This window comes from Burkholderia sp. BKH01 (assembly GCF_025685725.1).
GTDB classification, from domain to species: domain Bacteria; phylum Pseudomonadota; class Gammaproteobacteria; order Burkholderiales; family Burkholderiaceae; genus Burkholderia; species Burkholderia pyrrocinia_C.
The window spans coordinates 199,233-217,470 of sequence record NZ_JAOTQT010000003.1; the positions used below are offsets into that span (position 1 = coordinate 199,233).

The 18,238-nt window shown below is 66.4% G+C and carries 19 protein-coding genes, 2 pseudogenes and 1 riboswitch; of the genes and pseudogenes, 13 read left to right on the top strand and 8 right to left on the bottom strand.

Annotation, left to right across the window (positions count from 1 at the left end; all coding sequences use genetic code 11):
- Positions 1 to 9 precede the first annotated feature (9 nt).
- Positions 10 to 954 carry a choline ABC transporter substrate-binding protein gene (locus tag OEJ37_RS06530; protein WP_174416700.1) on the bottom strand — a complete coding sequence of 315 codons (945 nt, stop codon included), beginning with the start codon at positions 952 to 954 and terminating at the stop codon, positions 10 to 12.
- Between the two features lie 266 nt (positions 955 to 1,220).
- Between OEJ37_RS06530 and OEJ37_RS06535 the strand changes: the two genes are divergently transcribed.
- From OEJ37_RS06535 to OEJ37_RS06550, 4 genes and pseudogenes are all read left to right on the top strand, one after another.
- Positions 1,221 to 1,901 (top strand): MgtC/SapB family protein, encoded by a 681-nt coding sequence (locus OEJ37_RS06535; protein ID WP_174416699.1) that lies wholly within the window; start codon positions 1,221 to 1,223, stop codon positions 1,899 to 1,901.
- A gap of 43 nt (positions 1,902 to 1,944) precedes the next feature.
- Positions 1,945 to 2,712 carry a DeoR/GlpR family DNA-binding transcription regulator gene (locus OEJ37_RS06540; protein ID WP_174416698.1) on the top strand — a complete coding sequence of 256 codons (768 nt, stop codon included), beginning with the start codon at positions 1,945 to 1,947 and terminating at the stop codon, positions 2,710 to 2,712.
- Between the two features lie 40 nt (positions 2,713 to 2,752).
- Positions 2,753 to 2,968: pseudogene (locus tag OEJ37_RS06545) on the top strand (molybdopterin-binding protein); the annotation flags it as partial.
- Between the two features lie 120 nt (positions 2,969 to 3,088).
- Positions 3,089 to 3,412, top strand: coding sequence for a winged helix-turn-helix domain-containing protein (locus OEJ37_RS06550; protein ID WP_047901809.1), 324 nt, complete (start codon positions 3,089 to 3,091; stop codon positions 3,410 to 3,412).
- 97 nt (positions 3,413 to 3,509) lie between these two features.
- On the opposite strand, the gene OEJ37_RS06555 is transcribed toward OEJ37_RS06550, so the two are convergent.
- Together OEJ37_RS06555 and OEJ37_RS06560 are read right to left on the bottom strand one after the other, a co-directional pair.
- Positions 3,510 to 4,856 (bottom strand): DUF2325 domain-containing protein, encoded by a 1,347-nt coding sequence (locus OEJ37_RS06555; RefSeq protein ID WP_263343862.1) that lies wholly within the window; start codon positions 4,854 to 4,856, stop codon positions 3,510 to 3,512.
- 120 nt (positions 4,857 to 4,976) lie between these two features.
- Positions 4,977 to 5,507, bottom strand: a complete 531-nt coding sequence (locus OEJ37_RS06560) for a hypothetical protein (protein ID WP_263343616.1) — start codon at positions 5,505 to 5,507, stop codon at positions 4,977 to 4,979.
- 84 nt (positions 5,508 to 5,591) lie between these two features.
- Here OEJ37_RS06560 and OEJ37_RS06565 point away from each other — a divergent pair, with 84 nt between their 5' ends.
- Entirely contained in the window at positions 5,592 to 5,795 is a 204-nt protein-coding gene (locus tag OEJ37_RS06565; protein WP_174416696.1) for a hypothetical protein, read from the top strand.
- A 148-nt stretch (positions 5,796 to 5,943) separates the two neighbouring features.
- A complete protein-coding gene (locus OEJ37_RS06570) occupies positions 5,944 to 6,348 on the top strand; it encodes a nuclear transport factor 2 family protein (protein WP_174416695.1) in 405 nt (134 codons plus the stop codon).
- 1 nt (position 6,349) lies between these two features.
- Here the strand turns inward: OEJ37_RS06570 and OEJ37_RS06575 are convergent.
- Together OEJ37_RS06575 and OEJ37_RS06580 are read right to left on the bottom strand one after the other, a co-directional pair.
- Positions 6,350 to 6,559 (bottom strand): annotated as a pseudogene (locus OEJ37_RS06575) (arginase family protein); the annotation flags it as partial.
- A gap of 186 nt (positions 6,560 to 6,745) precedes the next feature.
- Positions 6,746 to 7,630 (bottom strand): helix-turn-helix transcriptional regulator, encoded by an 885-nt coding sequence (locus OEJ37_RS06580; RefSeq protein ID WP_263343618.1) that lies wholly within the window; start codon positions 7,628 to 7,630, stop codon positions 6,746 to 6,748.
- A gap of 194 nt (positions 7,631 to 7,824) precedes the next feature.
- Here OEJ37_RS06580 and OEJ37_RS06585 point away from each other — a divergent pair, with 194 nt between their 5' ends.
- Positions 7,825 to 7,980: a hypothetical protein gene (locus OEJ37_RS06585; RefSeq protein WP_263343619.1), complete on the top strand. Its 156-nt coding sequence runs from the start codon at positions 7,825 to 7,827 to the stop codon at positions 7,978 to 7,980.
- Between the two features lie 125 nt (positions 7,981 to 8,105).
- Here OEJ37_RS06585 and OEJ37_RS06590 read toward each other — a convergent pair whose 3' ends face one another.
- A complete protein-coding gene (locus OEJ37_RS06590) occupies positions 8,106 to 8,474 on the bottom strand; it encodes a hypothetical protein (protein ID WP_263343620.1) in 369 nt (122 codons plus the stop codon).
- 33 nt (positions 8,475 to 8,507) lie between these two features.
- Positions 8,508 to 8,891, bottom strand: a complete 384-nt coding sequence (locus OEJ37_RS06595; protein ID WP_174416692.1) for a winged helix-turn-helix transcriptional regulator — start codon at positions 8,889 to 8,891, stop codon at positions 8,508 to 8,510.
- 136 nt (positions 8,892 to 9,027) lie between these two features.
- Between OEJ37_RS06595 and OEJ37_RS06600 the strand changes: the two genes are divergently transcribed.
- From OEJ37_RS06600 to OEJ37_RS06625, 6 genes are all read left to right on the top strand, one after another.
- Positions 9,028 to 9,660 (top strand): glutathione S-transferase C-terminal domain-containing protein, encoded by a 633-nt coding sequence (locus tag OEJ37_RS06600; RefSeq protein WP_263343621.1) that lies wholly within the window; start codon positions 9,028 to 9,030, stop codon positions 9,658 to 9,660.
- Positions 9,661 to 9,766: 106 nt separating this feature from the next.
- Positions 9,767 to 10,153 (top strand): hypothetical protein, encoded by a 387-nt coding sequence (locus tag OEJ37_RS06605; protein ID WP_174416690.1) that lies wholly within the window; start codon positions 9,767 to 9,769, stop codon positions 10,151 to 10,153.
- Positions 10,154 to 10,245: 92 nt separating this feature from the next.
- Positions 10,246 to 11,538 (top strand): TolC family protein, encoded by a 1,293-nt coding sequence (locus OEJ37_RS06610; RefSeq protein ID WP_263343622.1) that lies wholly within the window; start codon positions 10,246 to 10,248, stop codon positions 11,536 to 11,538.
- A gap of 11 nt (positions 11,539 to 11,549) precedes the next feature.
- Positions 11,550 to 13,082: an efflux RND transporter periplasmic adaptor subunit gene (locus OEJ37_RS06615; RefSeq protein WP_263343624.1), complete on the top strand. Its 1,533-nt coding sequence runs from the start codon at positions 11,550 to 11,552 to the stop codon at positions 13,080 to 13,082.
- Entirely contained in the window at positions 13,079 to 16,285 is a 3,207-nt protein-coding gene (locus tag OEJ37_RS06620) for an efflux RND transporter permease subunit (protein ID WP_263343625.1), read from the top strand. Before OEJ37_RS06615 ends, OEJ37_RS06620 begins: the two co-directional genes overlap by 4 nt.
- A complete protein-coding gene (locus tag OEJ37_RS06625; protein ID WP_174416951.1) occupies positions 16,276 to 16,644 on the top strand; it encodes a copper-binding protein in 369 nt (122 codons plus the stop codon). The genes OEJ37_RS06620 and OEJ37_RS06625 overlap by 10 nt, the downstream gene beginning before the upstream one ends.
- 121 nt (positions 16,645 to 16,765) lie before the next feature.
- Here OEJ37_RS06625 and OEJ37_RS06630 read toward each other — a convergent pair whose 3' ends face one another.
- Positions 16,766 to 17,776, bottom strand: coding sequence for a sodium:calcium antiporter (locus tag OEJ37_RS06630; RefSeq protein ID WP_263343626.1), 1,011 nt, complete (start codon positions 17,774 to 17,776; stop codon positions 16,766 to 16,768).
- A gap of 112 nt (positions 17,777 to 17,888) precedes the next feature.
- Positions 17,889 to 18,026, bottom strand: a riboswitch (yybP-ykoY riboswitch).
- Positions 18,027 to 18,238 lie beyond the last annotated feature (212 nt).

Below are 18,238 nucleotides of genomic sequence, written 5' to 3' on the forward strand. Positions count from 1 at the left end.
ATTGCATGCTTACGCGCCGATGAGTTTCTCGATCGCGTCTTTGGCGTTCTTCCCGTCGATGGTCGTGACGCCGTCGAGCCACTTCGACAGCACGCCGGGATTCTTCTTCGCCCATTCCTTCGCAACTGCAACCGGATCCGCGTGATTCATGATCGGCACCATCAACTGGTTCTCTTCGTCGGTCGTGAATTTCAGGTTGGTCAGCAGCCGGCCGACGTTCGGGCAGCGCTCGAGATAGCCGGGCGTGACGAGCGTATAGACCTTCGCCGAGCCGTAGTTCGGGCCGAATACGCTGTCGCCGCCGTCGAGATAGGAAATCTTGTAGTTGATGTTCATCGGGTGCGGCTCCCACGCGAGGAACACGATCATCCGGTGCTCCTGCACGGCGCGCGTCACCTGGACGAGCATCCCAGCCTCGCTCGATTCGACCAGCTTGAAGCCGCCGAGCCCGAATTCGTTCCGGTCGATCATCCGCTGGACAAGCGCGTTGCCGTTGTTGCCGGCGCCGATCCCGTAGATCTTGCCGTCGAGCTGGTCGCGGAACCTGGCGATGTCGGCGAAGCTCTTGAGGCCCTTGTCCGACGCGTACTGCGGCACGGCCAGCGTGTAGCGCGCGCCGATCAGGTTCGGCTGCGGCAACTGGTGCACGGCGCCGGCATCGACGAACGGCTTCACCGTCGGCGTCATGCTCGGATCCCAGTAGCCGAGGAACGCATCGATCTGCGCCTTCTTCACGCCGGCCAGCACGATCGGCGGCGACGCGATCGTCTTGGTCGCCTCGTAGCCGAGCCCGTCCAGCAGCATCATCGCGACGCCGGTGGTGGCCGCGATGTCGCTCCAGCCGACATCGCCGAGCGTCACCTTCCTGCAGACGTCGCCTTCGGCCGCGTGAACGGGGGCTGTCGCAATCGCCGCCAGCAGTGTTGCAGCCAGCATCCATGCCTTCTTCATCATGTTGGTCTCCTAAGCAAGTATTCCGGAACGGGTTGCCTGAATGGTCCGACGATCGATCGTATTGATCGGATGAAACAAACGAACTTGGGTCTGGATTTGCAGTTTTTCGTACCGTATATTAGAAAGCACAAAATCGCAAGATCGCACAAAAATACAACTCGCCGGATGCGACGGCGAGCGGACGAGGGAAGGAAGAATCGGGCGGCGGTCCGGAAGGGCGGCGCTTCATCAAGCGGATCGGTAAGGTAAAAGAAAGGAAGCCTCGAATGATCAGTCAACTGGAAATCGTTTCCCGCCTGTTGCTGGCGGCATTGCTCGGCAGCATCGTCGGCATCGAGCGCGAGCGCCTGTCGTGGGCGGCCGGGTTGCGCACACACATGCTGGTGGCGGTGGGCGCCGCGCTGGTGATGGTCGTGTCGGCGTTCGGCTTCGCGGATATCCAGGACGCGAAGAACGTGTCGCTGGACCCGTCGCGGGTCGCCGCGCAGGTCGTGTCGGGCATCGGTTTTCTCGGCGCCGGGTCGATCATGCTGCGCGGTGAGATCATCCGCGGGCTGACGACGGCGGCGAGCCTGTGGGTCGTGGCTGCAGTCGGGCTGGCCGTGGGCGGCGGCATGTACGTGGCCGCGATCGCGGCGACGGCGATCGTGCTGGCGATCCTGGCCGGGCTGAAGCCGATCGAGAAACGCTTCTTCGCCGCGCGGCAGCGGCGGGGCGTGCGCATCCTCGCGAGCCGCGGCGCGGTGAAGCTGACGTCGCTGCAGGCGATGCCCGGCATCGACCAGGCGCGCATCGTCCAGTTCATCATCGAACAGGACGACGCCGAGCCGGACGACGACCGCATCCACGTGGTGTTTTCGAAGATGACGAGCGCCGAGTTCCAGGCTGTCCGTCAATCCCTGCAGACCCTCGTCGGCATCAAAAAGATGGAGGAGAGCGCAGCATAGATCGCCGTTCGAATAACATTGACGTTCACTCCGAGGACATTTCATGTGGCAAGAAGAGCGATATCAGAGGATTCGACTTCTGTTATCGAAGATGCAACGCGTTTCCACCGACCGGATCATGGCCGACCTGAACGTGTCGCGGGAAACCGTGCGGCGCGATCTCGTCGATCTCGAGGCGCTGGGCGAACTGAAGCGCGTGCATGGCGGCGCGGTGCAGGTGGGCGACGAAGCACCGATCGCCGAGCGCGCGCAGACGCACGTCAAGGCGAAGCTCGCGATCGCCCGCGCGGCGGCCCGGCTGGTCACGGGCTCGCAGACACTGTTCATCGACGCGGGCACGACCACCACGCTGCTGGCCGAGGAACTGTCGAAGCTGTCGGGCCTCACGATCGTCACGAACTCGATCGATGTCGCGCTGAAGATGCGTTCGAGCGACCCGGCGCAAGCGAAGAACGAAACGATCCTGCTTGGCGGGATGATCGGCAGCCGTGCGGCCGCGACGGTCGGCGACGGCACGGTCGCCGAAATCTTTCGCTACCGTGCCGATCTCGCGCTGCTGTCGCCGGTCGGCGTCGATCACGTCCGCGGTGCGACGAACTACGACCGGATGGAAACCGAAGTGGCGCGCGCGATGGTGAGCAATGCGGCGGAGGTCGCGATCCTGGCCGATTTCAGCAAGCTCGGCACCAACAGCCGGATCAGCTTCTGCGAACCGGCGCGGATCGGCGCACTCGTGACGGACCAGAAGGCGGAATCGGTCGACAGCTTCAAGAGCATCAGGAAGGTCATCAAGAACATCGTGCTGGCGTAGCGCGCGAGACGCGCGGGGCACGATCGGCCGCCGTTATGCCGTGCATGCGCACGACGGCTATGCGGTCACGTTTTCATGGCATGAGCTGTTCAACACGCCCGTCGGCGAACACGTGATCGTCGCGTTCGAGTGCGGCGATGCACCGCTGTCGATCGACGACGGTGCGCCGCTGCTGTTTTCCGGCGCCGACCTCCTGCCCGCGCCGCGCCACGTGAAGCGGCTGGCCGGCATCGTCGCGCGCGTGCTCGAGATCTGAGCGAGGCACGTGTGCCGCCGGCGTTTGCCGCGCCGGCCATCGTGTATGCTTGCCCGCATCGTTCTAACGGCAAACAACATGAAGACTTCGGCACACCCCAAGCCAGAGGTGCGGTTCAGGATGCGCATCCAGCAGGCCGATACGATCGCGCTCGGCCCGGGCAAGGTCGCGCTGCTGGAGGCCGTGCGCGAGCATGGTTCGATTTCGGCGGCGGCGCGCAGTTTGAAGATGTCGTACCGGCGCGCGTGGCTGCTGATGGATGAACTGAACCGCTCGCTGAAATCGCCGGCGACGGTGTCCGAGCACGGCGGACAGAGCGGCGGCGGCAGCGTGCTGACGCCGGTCGGCGAGGAGATCATCCGCCTCTATCGCGGGATCGAGGAGCGCGCGTACGCGGCCTGCGCGGACGAGATCGCCGCGCTCACTAAAATGGTGCGCCGCTGACGGCTTCTTCAGGTTGACGCTTGCTTGGGGCACGCTCCCCTGTTTGGAAAAATCGTTCGTGGGGCCAGCGCGAGCCAGTTATTCGCGGAAACAGGCCCTAGCCGTGCCGCAGGCAAAAGCGCGGCGTGTCGCCCGCGGCTGCGTCCGGTGCGACGACATCGCGCGCCAGCGCATCGAGCCGCCCGATCAGTTCGACGAAGCTCGCGACGCTGGCGGTCCGCAGCGGGTAGTACGCGATGTGATGGCGTTCGCAGATGCGCTTGAGCAGGTTCATCGAATCGTGATCGATGCAGTCGACCGGGAACACGACCATGTGCGCGCCCGGTAACGCCGCGGCCAGCAGGCCCTTGCGATCCTCGATACCGCCGTCGTGCATCGTCACCTCGCCGCCCGCCGTCTCGACGATCCGCCGGATCGCACGGTTCGAACCGGGCCGCCCGCCGACATAGACGACGCGCCTGTGCCGAAGCATCGACAGCAGGTCCACCGTCTGTTCGGCCGGATCGTCCGTCGATGCCTGCACCGCCTGTTCGATCGCGCTCGCTTCGGCGCGCAGCGTCTTCACCATCGCCATCAGGTCGTCGAGCCGCGCGCGCATCGCGCGGGCGCTTGCCTGTTCCGCGGCGATCCGCTGTTCGGCCGCCTCGCGGCGGCTCGTGTGCAGCGCGAGCCGTTCGTCGCGCGCGGCCAGCGCTTCGCGCAGTGCGTGCACTTCGTCGCGCAACACGGTTTCGGCAGCCGGCGGCTGCGCGCTCCGGCGCGCGTTGAGCGCCTCCAGTTCCTTCAGTGCCGCGTCGCGCTGCGTGCTCATCTCGTGCAGGCGTACCTGCTGCCGTTCGATCTTCGCATGCAGCGCCGCATTCTCTTCTTCCAGCGCGACCAGCCGCCGGATATCGGCGCGATTGGCCGCGCCGACCAGGTGCGACAGCATGTGCAAGTCGCCGAACGCGGCCTGGCGTACGCCCATCGTCGTGCGCGGATGCGTCATCAGCGCCCAGTACGCGGGCGGAATGTCGCCGCGCTTGAGCGCTTCCTTCCAGCGTGCGAGGAGTTCGTCCGCGTCCTTCGCGCTGTCGAACGCGCGTATCGCACCGGCATAACGCTCGTCGAGCGCCTTGTGCAATGCCTTGGCACCGGCCGCGCCGTCGATCGCGAGCTCGACGGCCGCGTGATGGATTTCGAGATCGGTGGCGCGCTGCCGGTCGAGATCGGTGAATTTCGGCACGAGCCGGCGCAGTTCGTGCGTGGTCAGGCAGGTGCCGATGATCGAGCAGTGCAGGTTCGCATCGAGTTCGGACAGGCGCGCGCGGCGCGTCAGTTCGGCCAGTTGCGCACGGGACGGCGCGCAGCATGCGTCGATCCGCGCGCCGGTTGCCGCGGACGGACGGCCGCCGGACGACGAAAGGCCCGCCGTGCGGGCAAGGCGAAAGGGCGGAGCGTGCATGTTGACCTCTATCCGGAACTGTCGGACCGGAGATGGATGCGCGAAAGATTCGCGAAATATACCACGGAATATAACGGTGGAAATTCCGCGGAAATCGCGGAGCAATGCGAGGTGCCCCGGTCAGCAGAGCGTGGCGGAGCGGTCGGGTTGAGGTAGTGCGGCCGGCGCCGCGGTCGAAACCGGGAGCGATGCCGGCGCATGGCACGCCATCACGTACTCGACGCACAGCCCGACGAGCAGCACGTCGACGCGCTCCAGCGCGGTGACCGCGTCGCGCATCGCGGCCAGATCGTTGCTGAACGAATCGGAGAACACATCGTCGCGCGTGCGTTCGAGGCCGCGCGCCTGCCTGATTGCACGTTCGAGTTCGGGCAGGCGCGTGAAGCGCGCGGTGCGCGCGTCGCGTTCGAGCATCGACAGCAGTTCGCGCAGACTCATCGCGGACAGCGTTTCGTCCGCGGCGGCCGAGAATAGCCGGATGAAGCGCGCGACGCTGCCGCGCAGGCGCCGGAACGTATCGACGACATCCGTGACCTGCTGCGCGCGCCCGTCGCTCGGCAACGGCCTGAGCGCGCTGATCTTGCAAGTCGGTGCCGACGTCTGGTCGCGTGCGGCGCGCAGCGGTGCGCGGTCCGTCGGCGTGCGGGGCATGGCGTGTCTCCGGTGGTGCAGATGTCGATATATTCTATGGGATATATCGGTCGCACAAAACGGCACATTCGCAAATCTCGGTAAATGCCGCTGATCGACCCGTCGTCGCCGTTCGTCCCCGCCGCGGAAACGGCGTTTTTCGGCATACGCCCGATGCCCGCGCCGTTCGCCAGTTCCGAAGCCAATCATGTATCGAGCCGACTTCGCGTCGGCATGCGCGACCACCTTCGCAGATGGTCGCCGGTGGCCGGCAAGATTCGGGCGCATGTCATCGTGGCGGCGGGATAGTGGCGTCCCGGATTGCTCATATCAAATCCGTGCCGCTCGATTGCTCGCCAACCCTAAGTGTGTCGCGCTGCGGTTCGACTATGCTGAATTGACTGCAGCCCGCGCTTCGCGTCGCAACGCTGCGAACCGGCGATGACGGGAGGTCACGATGACCGAGCAAAGCAACATTCAACTGGTGCAACAGGCGTACGCGGCGTTCGGCAGGGCCGATATCGACGGCATCCTGCAGACGTTATCCGAAAGCGTCGACTGGTTCATACCGGGGCCGACCAGCTTCATTCCGTTCGCCGGCAGAAGACATGGGCCTCAGGAGGTCGCGGCGTTTTTCGGGGCGCTTGCGTCGACGCAGACCGCGGAACGGTTCGAGCCGCTCGAATTCATTGCCAGCGGCAACCGGGTCGTCGTGCGCGGCACACAACGCTGGTATGTCCATTCGACCGGGCGCACGTACGAGGACGAGTGGGTGCATCTGATCACGATCGAAAACGGCAAGATTACGGCGTTTACCGAGTATCACGATACCGAGGCGGAAGCGGCGGCACATCGACAGTGACGGCGTCGCGCGTGGCCAGGTTGTACGGGCGCAGCAGCACGGATTCGGTGCGGATCTGGCGCGCGCCGAAGCGCGAACCCGAGCGGTTCGACGAGCCGAGGTCAAGCGGCACGCCGACGAAGCACGCGTCGTGGCCGTCGGGCGTCGCGGCCTGCGGCAGCCGCATCATCGTGGCGATGCCGCCAAAGCGCGGCACCTCGTTGCCGCCCATCGACTGGTTCAGTTCGCGGGCTTAGGGCCGTCTCCTCTTTCTGGTGTGAAGCGATCGGCCGCTGGTCGAGGAGAACGCCCGCGCGAAGATCTTGAAGTCGCAACGCTTACATCGACAGGTCCCGATGCGAGTGGCGCCGGCGCATCGACGCGGCGCAACCGTAGGCGGCCGCACGGCCGGGCCAGGTCAGCGGGCGATCGCGGGTGGCGCGGCGCCGCCGTGCGATCCGGCGGAAGGGAGCGCGGTGGTGGCCGAACCCCACGCGGCGAGTTCGCGTTTCGTGCGCACGCCGAGCTTCGCGAATGCGCGCTTCACGTACGACTCGGCCGACGCGACGCGCACGCCGAGGATCCCGGCGGTTTCCGGCACCGTCTTGCCGGAGATCAGGTGCTTGCAGGTTTCGTATTCGCGCTTCGACAGCTTCACGCCGTCGGCCGCGATCCGCGCATCGAACTGCGCGAGCGGATGGACTTCGGGCGTCGGGTGCGCGACGCGCCGCACGGCGGTGGTCGACGCATGCAGTTCGAGCAGCGGGAACAGCACGTCGCTGATGCTGCGAAAGCGATTCATCTCTGCAAGCGTGAACGGCGGCCGGTCGCGGCCGCGCTCCAGCGCGATCGAATGCTGCGAATAGCGCGTGCCGCGCGCGAGCACGCATTCGTGGCCGATATGCACGTCGTCGAACAGTCGCTGGCGGAATTCGCCGGGCGGGATCGCCGCGATGTCGCGCACGACGAGCATCGTGCCCGTCTTGCCGCGCAGCCCCGCGAACAGCGGGTCGCTGTCGAGAAAGCGCTCGTAGTAGAGCGTCATCACGTCCGAGATGTCCGACGTCGCGGTGCCGATGCCGCTGCTGCCGATCCATTCGCATCGGAAGCCGGTGGGCATCGTGCCGTCGACGCGCGAGCGTTCGACGTGCGCGACGTCGAGCGGCACCACGTCGTTCAGCAGTTGCGTGAGGCGCGGCACGAAGTGCGGCGTGCCGACCGTCTCGATCAGCTCGCCCAGCGCCTTGAACGACACGTTGAAGCGGTCGTTGTCGCGGTGGAGGGGGTTCACGTTCAGCGGCATGCGGTTCCCCGGTGAGAAGCGGCGGGATTGTAGCGATTGCGGTGAAAAACGTCATTAAGGGGAAACACCGGCAGGTGTCCTTGCGACGTCGCGCCCCGCGAAACATCGTTTGGCCCCCGAAGGGGGACATGCCGAGGCAGTGTAAGTGAGTAACTTTGTCTCTGCTTTGTTCAATCGAGAGACGAAAGATTCAGATGACCGAACTGATCAAGGATATCCTGCCGCTCGGCGCAGGCATCGGCGAATTCACGAAGTTCGACTTCGGCGCGGACGAAATCCGCACGACCTCGCGCGCGACGGGTTCTCGAGGTTCTGACGCGCAGCGCGGCACGCGCGTGCCGCCCGCGTAACGGTCAGGCGTCGATGCGCTCGACCTTGCCGACCAGCAGCCCGTATGACAGGCTGCCCGCGAGCGTCATCGCGGCGATGTAGGTGATTGTGCGCGAGAAGCCCGCGCCGGCGTACAGGCGATCGACTAACCGTGCGCGCTTTCGTCGCGATAGCCGCTCTTGCCGACGAAGATCTCCTTCAGTGCGGCGCGCAGCGCGACCGGATCGTACTGGCCGGCTGCGAGATGGATCACGTAACGCGTCTCGCCGTCGAGACGCGCGGCGATGCCCGGTTCGATCTCGACGTCGATCGTGTCGTCCGTCAGGCGCACCGACAGATCCTTGACGCGCAGGTTGATCTGGTCGCGCACCATCACTTCGATCAGCGTGTCGTCCGGAAAGCGCGACAGCGCGAAGCAATAATCCTGCTCCGCGTCGTGACAGTAGATGTTGGCGAAGCTTTCGTCGTCGTCGAGGTCGGACGTTGCCGCGCCGACGGTAGCGTGAAGGTCCATGAACGTAGGTTCCTGCGTAATAGGTTGTCGGGGTTATCGGCTTGTCGTTTCAATTGCCGCCGCCGCTTCGGGCGTCGCGCCGTTATCGCACGACGCATCGGCATCGCGCGCCTTCAGCCACAGCCCGAATTCGCGCATCACTTCGACCACCGGCCGCAGCCGGTCGCCGTCCGCGGTCAGATCGTACTCGACGCGCACCGGCACTTCAGGATAGATGGTCCGCCGCACGAGGCCCGCGTCTTCCAGCGCGCGCAGGTCGAGCGTCAGCATGCGCTGCGAGATGCCCGGCATGTCGCGGCGCAGGTCGCTGAAGCGCCGCGGCCCGTCGAGCAGATACGACACCAGCAACAGCCGCCAGCGGCCGCCGAGCATGCGCATCGCTTCTTCAACGGAACATCCTGTCGCACTCGTTTTCATCCTGCTGAACCCCGGTCGGTAAACTTTTTGTGACTACGGCACAAACGACTGCCGTCTTCCCGGCCATGCGCCGATGCGAGATATTAGCGCCCGCGTCGCGACGAATCGATACACGGACAACCAACGAAGGAAACGCATGAAGCTTTATCACGCTCCCGGCAGCTGTTCGCAGGCGATCCGCATCGTGCTGCACGAAGGCGACATCGACGCGGAGATCGTCAACGTCGACGCGCGCAAGCATGTCGTCGAAGGCGGCCGCAACTACTACGACATGACCGAACTCGGCTACGTGCCGCTGCTCGAACTCGACGACGGCACGATGCTGCGCGAAGGGCCGGTGATCGCGCAGTATCTCGCGGATCTGCGCCCGGAAGCCGCGCTCGCGCCCGCGTACGGCACGCTCGCGCGCTACCGGCTGATGGAATGGCTCAACTTCCTCGGCACCGAGATCCACAAGGGTTTCATCCCGCTGCTGTATGCGGTGCAGGCGGGGAGGTACGTGGAGCCGGCGCGGCAGAAGCTCGACAGCCGCTTTGCATGGATCGACCGTCAGCTCGACGGCAAGGCGTTCGTTACGGGCGACACGTTCACGGTTGCGGATGCGTACCTGTTCGCGCTGACCGGCTGGGGCAAGGCCGACTGGATGCGCTCGGTGTACAACGCGGATATCGACTTGAGCCGGTATGCGCATCTGCGGGCATGGTATGAGCGCGTGCTGGAACGGCCGGCGGTGCAGGCCGTGCTGGCGGCGGACGGCCTGTCGCGGTAGCGCGCGGCGACGGTCGCGGATATGGCGCGTCATCCTGCCGCACCGCGACCGTTTTGCGCTATCGAGGCGCCGCCACGCAGCAAAATGCCGCGCTATAATCGCCGCCATGAAACTGTTTCGGACCTTCATCCTGCTGCTGCTTTGCGCGGTGCTGCCCATCAGCGGGCTGGCAGCCAGCGGCCTGACCGGTGAATGTCCGATGCAGCACACGATGTCGATGGAAGCGGATACCGGCATGAAGATGTCCGCCGACATGAGCGATTGCGACTCGATGAAGTCGCCCGCCGCCGACAGCGCGAAAGCGAAGGCCAAAGCCAAGGCCATGGCCTGCAAGGTGACGGCCCAATGCCAGTTCGGCAGTCTCTATCACCCGGCCGCCCGCGCCGACGTCAGCCGCCCCGCTGCATTCGCCAGCACGATCGTCTTCCACTACACGCAGTCCGTCCCGGTCCGCGACCCGAGCGGGTTGTGGCGCCCTCCACGCATTAGCTGATCCCGATTCGACCGGTTCACCGCCCAGACGGTGAGGTTCGTCCTGTGCTCAGGACGTGGAATCCCTTTGGGTTCCGATGTTGGGGTTAAACCATGTCATTCGATTTCGGCACGCCGCGCACGCGGCGTGCGTGTCGGCGCGCGCCCGTGCTGTGGGCCGCGCTGCTGGTGGCGAGCGCCGTTCACGCGCAGCAGTCGCCATTCACGCTGGACGCAGCGCTGCAGTCCGCCACCGATCATTCCGCTTCGATGCAGGCCGCGCAGGCTTCGGTGCACGCGAGTTCGGAAGCAGCCGTCAAGGCCGGCCAGTTGCCGGACCCGATGCTCAAGGCCGGCATCGACAACCTGCCGGTCAACGGCGGGCAGCGCTTCACCGTCGGCCAGGACTTCATGACGATGCGCCGCATCGGCATCGAGCAGGAATGGGTGTCCGGCGACAAGCGGCGGCTGCGCACCGCGCTGGCCGACGAGCAGGTCGGCCGCGAACGCGCGGGGTATCTCGTGCAGCTCGCCGCCGTGCGCAGGCAGACCGCGACGGCTTGGCTCGACGCCGTCTACGCAAAGCAGGCGCTCGCGCTTCAGCAGGCGCTGCTCGCGCACATGAACCATGAACTCGACGCGACGCAGGCGTCATATCGCGGCGCAAAGGCGGGCGCGGGCGATGTCGTGCAGGCCCGCGCGATGCTCGCGCAAACGCAGGATCAGGTGCTCAAGGCGCAGCAGGCGTATCGCTCCGCACTCATCGCGCTTGCCCGCTGGACGGCCACGCCGGTCGCGGACGTGACGGGGACGCCGCCCGCGCCCGAATCCTTCGTGTCGTCGCTGCCGCCGGACGAGCTTCGTCTGTCGCAACCGGCGCTCGTCGCCGCCGCGGACGACATCGCGGTCGCCGAAGCCGACACCGCGGTCGCGAACAGCGAGCGCAGCCCGAACTGGACGTGGGAGATCGCGTACCAGCAGCGCGGCGGCGCGTATTCGAACATGGTGTCGGTCGGTGTCTCGATCCCGCTGCCGCTCAACCGCAAGAACCGCCAGAACCGCGACGTTGCCGAGAAGGCCGCGCTCGCGACGAAGGCGCGACTGATGTACGAGGACACGCTGCGTCAGGTGCAGGCCGATATCCGCACGCAGTCCGAAACGCTGGCGAACGGCCGCGAACGCATCGCGAACCTGAGCGCGGCGCTGTTGCCCGCCGCCGATCAGCGCGTGCAGCTCGCCAACGCCGCGTACCGGGCCGGCACAGGTTCGCTTGCGGACACGTTCGCCGCGCGGCGTGCGCAACTGGAAGCGCAGTTGCAGGTGCTCGATCTCAGGCGCGACGTGTCGCAGACCTGGGCGCAGCTCGAATATCAGGTCGTGCCGGCGATGCTGGCCGCCGCGCAGTGAAGGAGAACCTCATGACGAAGCAATCACTGGCGCGTGCGGCGCTATTGACGTTCGCTGCCGCGGCGCTGCTCGGCGCCGGCTATTTCGCGGGCGTCCGCCATGCGGCGAGCGGCGCGGGGATGGCCGCAACGGCCGCGGCACCCGCTGCCGCACCTGCGGCCGAGACCGATCCGAAGACGGGACGCAAGGTGCTGTACTGGCACGATCCGATGGTGCCGAACCAGCACTTCGACAAGCCGGGAAAATCGCCATTCATGGACATGCAGTTGCTGCCCGTCTATGCGGACGAAGGCGGTGGTTCTTCAGGTATCCGGATCGATCCGGGCCTGCAGCAGAACCTCGGCATTCGCTACGCGACCGTCCGACGCCAGCAGACGGCGGCCGGATTCGACGCGGTGGGCACCACGCAGTTCGACGAATCGCGCGCGGACGTCGTCCAGTCGCGTGTCACCGGTTACATCGACCGTCTCTATGCACGCGCGCCGATGCAGCGCATCGCGAAGGGCGCACCGGTCGCGTCGTTGTTCGTGCCGGACTGGCTCGCGCCGCAGGAGGAATATCTCGCGCTCAAGCGCGGCGGGATGGACGGCAGCCTGCTCGATGCGTCGCGTGCGCGGATGCGGGCGCTGTCGATTCCCGACGGCATGATCGCGAATCTCGATCGCACCGGCCGCGCGCAGACGCACGTCGTGCTGAGCGCGCCGGAAGACGGCGTTGTCAGCGAGCTGAACGTGCGGGACGGCGCGATGGTCGCGCCCGGGCAGACGCTCGCGAAGATCGCCGGGCTATCGACGCTGTGGCTCATCGTCGAGGTGCCGGAGGCGCTCGCGCTGAACGTGCAGCCGGGGATGTCGGTCGACGCGACGTTCGCGGGCGATCCGGCGCGGCACTTCACCGGGCGCATCCGCGAAGTGCTGCCCGGCATCAGCACGGGCAGCCGCACGCTGCAGGCGCGCGTGGAGATCGACAACGCAGCGCTGAAGCTCACGCCCGGCATGCTGATGCGCGTGCGTGTCGAAGCGAAACAGACGGTGTCGCGCCTGCTCGTGCCGTCCGAAGCGGTGATCGCGACCGGCAAGCGCACGATCGTCATCGTGAAGAACGGCGACGGCAGGCTTCAGCCGGTGTCGGTGACGGTGGGCAACGACGTCGGCGGCGACACGGAAGTGCTCGACGGGTTGAACGAAGGCGATACGGTCGTCGCATCGGGGCAGTTCCTGATCGATTCGGAAGCCAGCCTGAAAAGCGTGCTGCCGAAGCTGGAGCGGGCCGCGGGAGCAAGCGCGGCGGCATCGTCCGCAGCAGCAGCGGCGCCGATCTACGAAACCACCGGCAAGGTCGAGAAGGTCACGGCCGACGACATCACGTTCTCGCATCAGCCGGTTCCGGCGCTCGGCTGGGGCGCGATGACGATGGCGTTCGGCAAGCCGTCGGCACAGGCGTTCCCGGACGTGAAGCCAGGGCAGACCGTGCGCTTCGCGTTCACACAGACCGACGACGGCTACCGGCTGACGAAGGTCGAGCCGCAGGGAGGCGAACGATGATCGCGCGCATCATTCGCTGGTCCATCCACAATCGCTTCCTGGTGCTGCTCGCGACGGTGCTGATCGCCGCATGGGGCGTTCATTCGCTGCGGCAGACGCCGCTCGATGCGCTGCCCGACCTGTCGGACACGCAGGTGATCGTGAAGGCGTCGTATCCGGGCAAGGCGCCGCAGGTTGTCGAGGATCAGGTGACCTATCCGCTGACGACGACGCTGCTCGGCGTGCCCGGCGCGAAAACCGTCCGCGCGTACTCGTCGTTCGGCGACGCGTTCGTCTACGTGCTGTTCGACGATCGCACCGACCCGTACTGGGCGCGTTCGCGCGTGCTCGAATACCTGAGCCAGGTACAGAGCCGGCTGCCCGCGGGCGCGACCGTGTCGCTCGGGCCGGATGCGACCGGCGTCGGCTGGGTGTACGAGTACGCGCTGGTCGACCGCATCGGCCATCACGATCTCGGGCAACTGCGCGCGCTCAACGACTGGTTCCTGAAGTTCGAGCTGAAGGCGGTGCCGGACGTATCGGAAGTCGCGAGCATCGGCGGCATGGTGCGCCAGTACCAGGTCGTGCTCGATCCCGACAAGCTGCGCGCGTACGGGATCACGCAGGCGGCGGTTGCGGACGCGCTGCGCCAGGCCAATCAGGAGTCCGGCGGTTCGGTCGTCGAGCTGGCTGAGTCGGAGTACATGGTGCGTTCGTCCGGCTACCTGCGCACGCTCGACGATTTCCGGCACGTCGTGCTGCGCACCGACGACGCTGGTACGCCGGTGCTGCTCGGCGACGTCGCGCGGATCCAGGTCGGCCCGGCGATGCGGCGCGGGATCGCGGAGCTGAACGGGCAGGGCGAGGTGACGGGCGGCGTCATCGTGATGCGCTCGGGCAAGAACGCGCTCACGACGATCGACGCGGTGAAGGCGAAGCTCGCCGACCTGAAGCGTTCGCTGCCGCCCGGCGTCGAGATCGTCACGACCTACGATCGCTCGCAACTGATCGAGCGCGCGGTGGACAACCTGAAGGACAAGCTGATCGAGGAATTCGTGATCGTCGGTATCGTCTGCGCGGTGTTCCTGTTTCATCTGCGCAGCGCGTTCGTCGCGATCCTGTCGCTGCCGCTCGGCGTGCTGGCCGCGTTCATCGTGATGCGCTACCAGGGCGTCAACGCGAACCTGATGTCGCTCGGCGGGATCGCGATCGCGATCGGCGCGATGATCGATGCGGCGATCGTGATGATCGAGAACGCGCACAAGCATCTGGAAGCATACGACCACGCGCATCCCGGCGAACCGATCACGGCCGCGCGCCGCTGGGAACTCGTCGCGGCGTCGGCCGCGGAAGTCGGGCCGGCGCTGTTCTTCTCGCTGCTGATCATCACGCTGTCGTTCATTCCGGTGTTTTCGCTGGAAGGGCAGGAGGGCAAGCTGTTCGCGCCGCTGGCGTTCACGAAGACCTACACGATCGCCGCCGCCGCCGGGCTCTCGGTCACGCTGGTGCCCGTGCTGATGGGCTATCTCGTGCGCGGCCGCATTCCGCACGAGAACGCGAATCCGATCAACCGCGTGCTGATCCGCGTGTACCGGCCGCTGCTCGAGGCGACGCTGCGGCGCCCGTGGTTCGCGATCGGCGTCGCCGTCGTCGCGCTGGTGCTGACGGCCGTGCCGTTGTCGCGGCTCGGCGGCGAATTCATGCCGCCGCTCGACGAAGGTGACCTGCTGTACATGCCGACTGCGCTGCCGGGCATCTCGGCCGACAAGGCGAGCGAGCTGCTGCAGCAGACCGACCGGCTGATCAAGACCGTGCCCGAGGTCGACACCGTGTTCGGCAAGTCGGGCCGCGCCGATACCGCGACCGATCCTGCGCCGCTCGAGATGTTCGAAACGACGATCCGCTTCAAGCCGCGCAGCGCATGGCGGCCCGGCATGACGCCGGAGAAGCTCGTCGACGAACTCGATCGCACGGTGAAGGTGCCGGGCCTGTCGAACGTGTGGGTGCCGCCGATCCGCAACCGGCTCGACATGCTGTCCACCGGCATCAAGACGCCAGTCGGCGTGAAGATCTCCGGGCCGGACCTGAAGGGGATCGACGCGATCGCGACGCAGGTCGAGGCGGCGGTGAAGCGCGTGCCGGGCGTCACGTCCGCGCTCGCGGAGCGGCTGAACGGCGGCCGCTACATCGACGTCGATATCGACCGGCTCGCCGCCGCGCGCTACGGGCTGTCGGTCGCCGATATCCAGTCGGTGGTGTCGTCATCGGTCGGCGGTGACGATGTCGGCGAAGTGATCGCGGGGCGCGAGCGCTTTCCGATCAGCATCCGCTATCCGCGCGAGATCCGCGATTCGCTCGAGAACCTGCGGCAACTGCCGGTCGTCACGGCGCGCGGCGCGCAGATCCGCCTCGGCGACGTCGCGCGCATCGCGATCGCCGATGGCCCGCCGATGATCCGCAGCGAGAACGCGCGGCTGTCCGGCTACGTGTATGTCGACCTTCGCGGCACGGATCTGCGCACGGCGGTTCGTGCGATGCAACAGGCCGTCGCGCAGCAGGTCGCGTTGCCGCCCGGCTATTCGATTGCATGGTCGGGGCAGTTCGAGTATCTCGAACGCGCGGCGGCGACGCTGCGCACCGTCGTGCCGGTGACGCTCGTCGTGATTTTCGTGTTGCTGTTTCTCACGTTCGGCTCGGCGGCCGACGCGCTGCTGTTGATGTCGACGGTGCCGTTCGCCCTGGTCGGTGGCTTCTGGCTCGTGTGGGGGCTCGGCCATGCGGTGTCCGTCGCGACGTCGGTGGGTTTCATCGCGCTCGCGGGCGTGGCCGCCGAATTCGGCGTCGTGATGCTGCTGTACCTGAAAGGCGCGCTGACGCGCCGGCTCGACGCCGGCGAACCGCTGACCGACGCGCTGCTGCTCGATGCGATTCGCGAAGGCGCGGTGCTGCGCGTGCGACCCAAGGCGATGACGGTCGCCGTCGTGCTCGCCGGCCTCGTGCCGATCATGGTCGGGCACGGCGCCGGTTCCGAAGTCATGCAGCGCATCGCCGCGCCGATGGTCGGCGGCATGGTCACCGCGCCGCTGCTGTCGATGTTCGTCATTCCCGCCGCGTGGCTTCTGCTTCAGCGCCGTCGTGTGCGGCGCGCGAGCGATGCGCGGCATTCCGATGCAGTTCCTCACGGCATGAACGTGCCATCCACCCAAACCGGAGAATCCCGATGAAGAAATTGATTGCTACCGCCGCTGCCGTTCTCGCGATCGGCGTTTCCGCACCCCCCGCTTTTGCCGCCGGCGACATGTCGGGCATGGACATGTCCGGCATGAAGATGTCGTCGGACGGTTCGGCCGAGTCGCATGCCGCGCTGACCGATGCGGAAGTGAAGAAGGTCGATGCCGCGAGCGGCAAGGTCACGCTGAAGCACGGCGCGCTCGACAACGTCGGGATGCCGCCGATGACGATGGCGTTCAAGGCGAAGGACCCGGCCATGCTCGAGCAGGTGCATGTGGGCGACAAGGTCAAGGTCCGGATCGAGAACGTCAACGGCACGATGACGATCGTCAAGCTGGTGAAGGCATCCTGATCGTCCGGATGCGGGCGTTGCTTTAGCCCGCGTCAATGCAGTGAAGCGCATCGCGCGGACGCGGCGGACGTTGCCGCGTCCGCGCGCGTGTGCGTGTCGGGCAATGCGCCCGATCCTGGCTTCAGCGCGCCAGCGTCAGGAACAGATACACCACATAACCCGCGCCGTTCGCCAGCAACGCCCAGATCGCGAGCCCGCGCTTGCGCGCATTGATGCGCAGCCAGGCCGCCGCCGCGAGCGTGACGATCACGCCGGTCAGCACTTCGGGGCGCGGCTCCCACGGCGTCAGCATGATGCCGATCGCCGGCAGCAGCGTGCCCTGGAACACCATCGCGCCGGTGATGTTGCCGAACGCGAGCGTGTCCTTCTTGCGGCGGATCCACAGCACGCTGTTGACCTTCTCCGGCAATTCCGTGGCGATCGGCACGATGATCAGCGACAGCAGCAGCGCCGATATGCCGAGCACGTGCGACACGCCCTCCACGCCGTGAATGAAGCCCTTCGCGCCGCCGACCAGCAGCGCGACGCCGAGCAGCAACTGCAGCGCGATGGTCGCCAGGTTGGTCGGCAGGCCCGTGCGCGCCAGGAACATCGTGTGCGGCGCCTCGGTGCCGTGCCCGGCATCGACGAGCTGGCTCGACGCGCGGAACGTCATCACGACGTACATCGCGTAGATGCCGACCAGCATCGCGGAAAGCAGCGCGCGCACGGCCCAGTTGTGATGCGGGACGAACATCGCCGCGGTCGCCAGCGAGAACGCGGCGAGGAAGTAGTTCATGTCGCGCACGAAACCGGTGCGCTCGGGCGCGATCGTGCCGCGCAGCCCGCGCGAGCGGATCACGGCGAGCGTCATCAGGAAGGTGGTCAGCGTCGCGAGCATCAGCGGCGCGCCGAGAATCGCGCCGACGCCGATTTCCTCGTTCACGGCCTGGTTCGCCGTACCGCCGGCCAGCGCGAGCAGCGGCACCATCGTTTCGGGCAGCGCGGTGCCGACGGCCGCGAACAGCGAACCGGTCACGCCTTCGGAAATCTTCAGACGTTCGCCGAGATGTTCGAGCGCATTGGTGAAGACTTCGGCGGCCACGAGGATCACGAGCAGCATGAACGCCAGTTCGACGAACATGAAAGTCATGCGGCACCTCCGCAGGCTGGTGCGTAGCGGGCGATGGGGCGCGGGGGAACGGCTGGGAGGAACATGGGGACTCCGTGGTCGGACGCTGACGAACCATGGCACATCCGCCGACGTCCGACCAGGAACGACGCGATGTGCCCATGGTCTCGCCAGACCGAATCGGCCGAACGCGCCACGGCCGAAAGCCGAGTGTGTTGACGCGTTCGCTTTCCGCGGGGCGGAAAGCAGGCTACTCCCCAAAGACGAAGGGCAGTCTAGCGGAGCGGATTTCTTTCGACAAGCCTTCGTCTCGAAAAATGTTTCTTCGCGGATTTCCGTGGATGTCGCCGTCCGACCATGAGCCGCCCTTCATGCCAACTATCGTGCATGACCGTTACCCGATCGTGAACGGCCGTCGGCACGCCTATTGGTCCTTGGCGCATTGATTTGTCACGCAGAATGTGCAGGAATCCACCAGGCGCT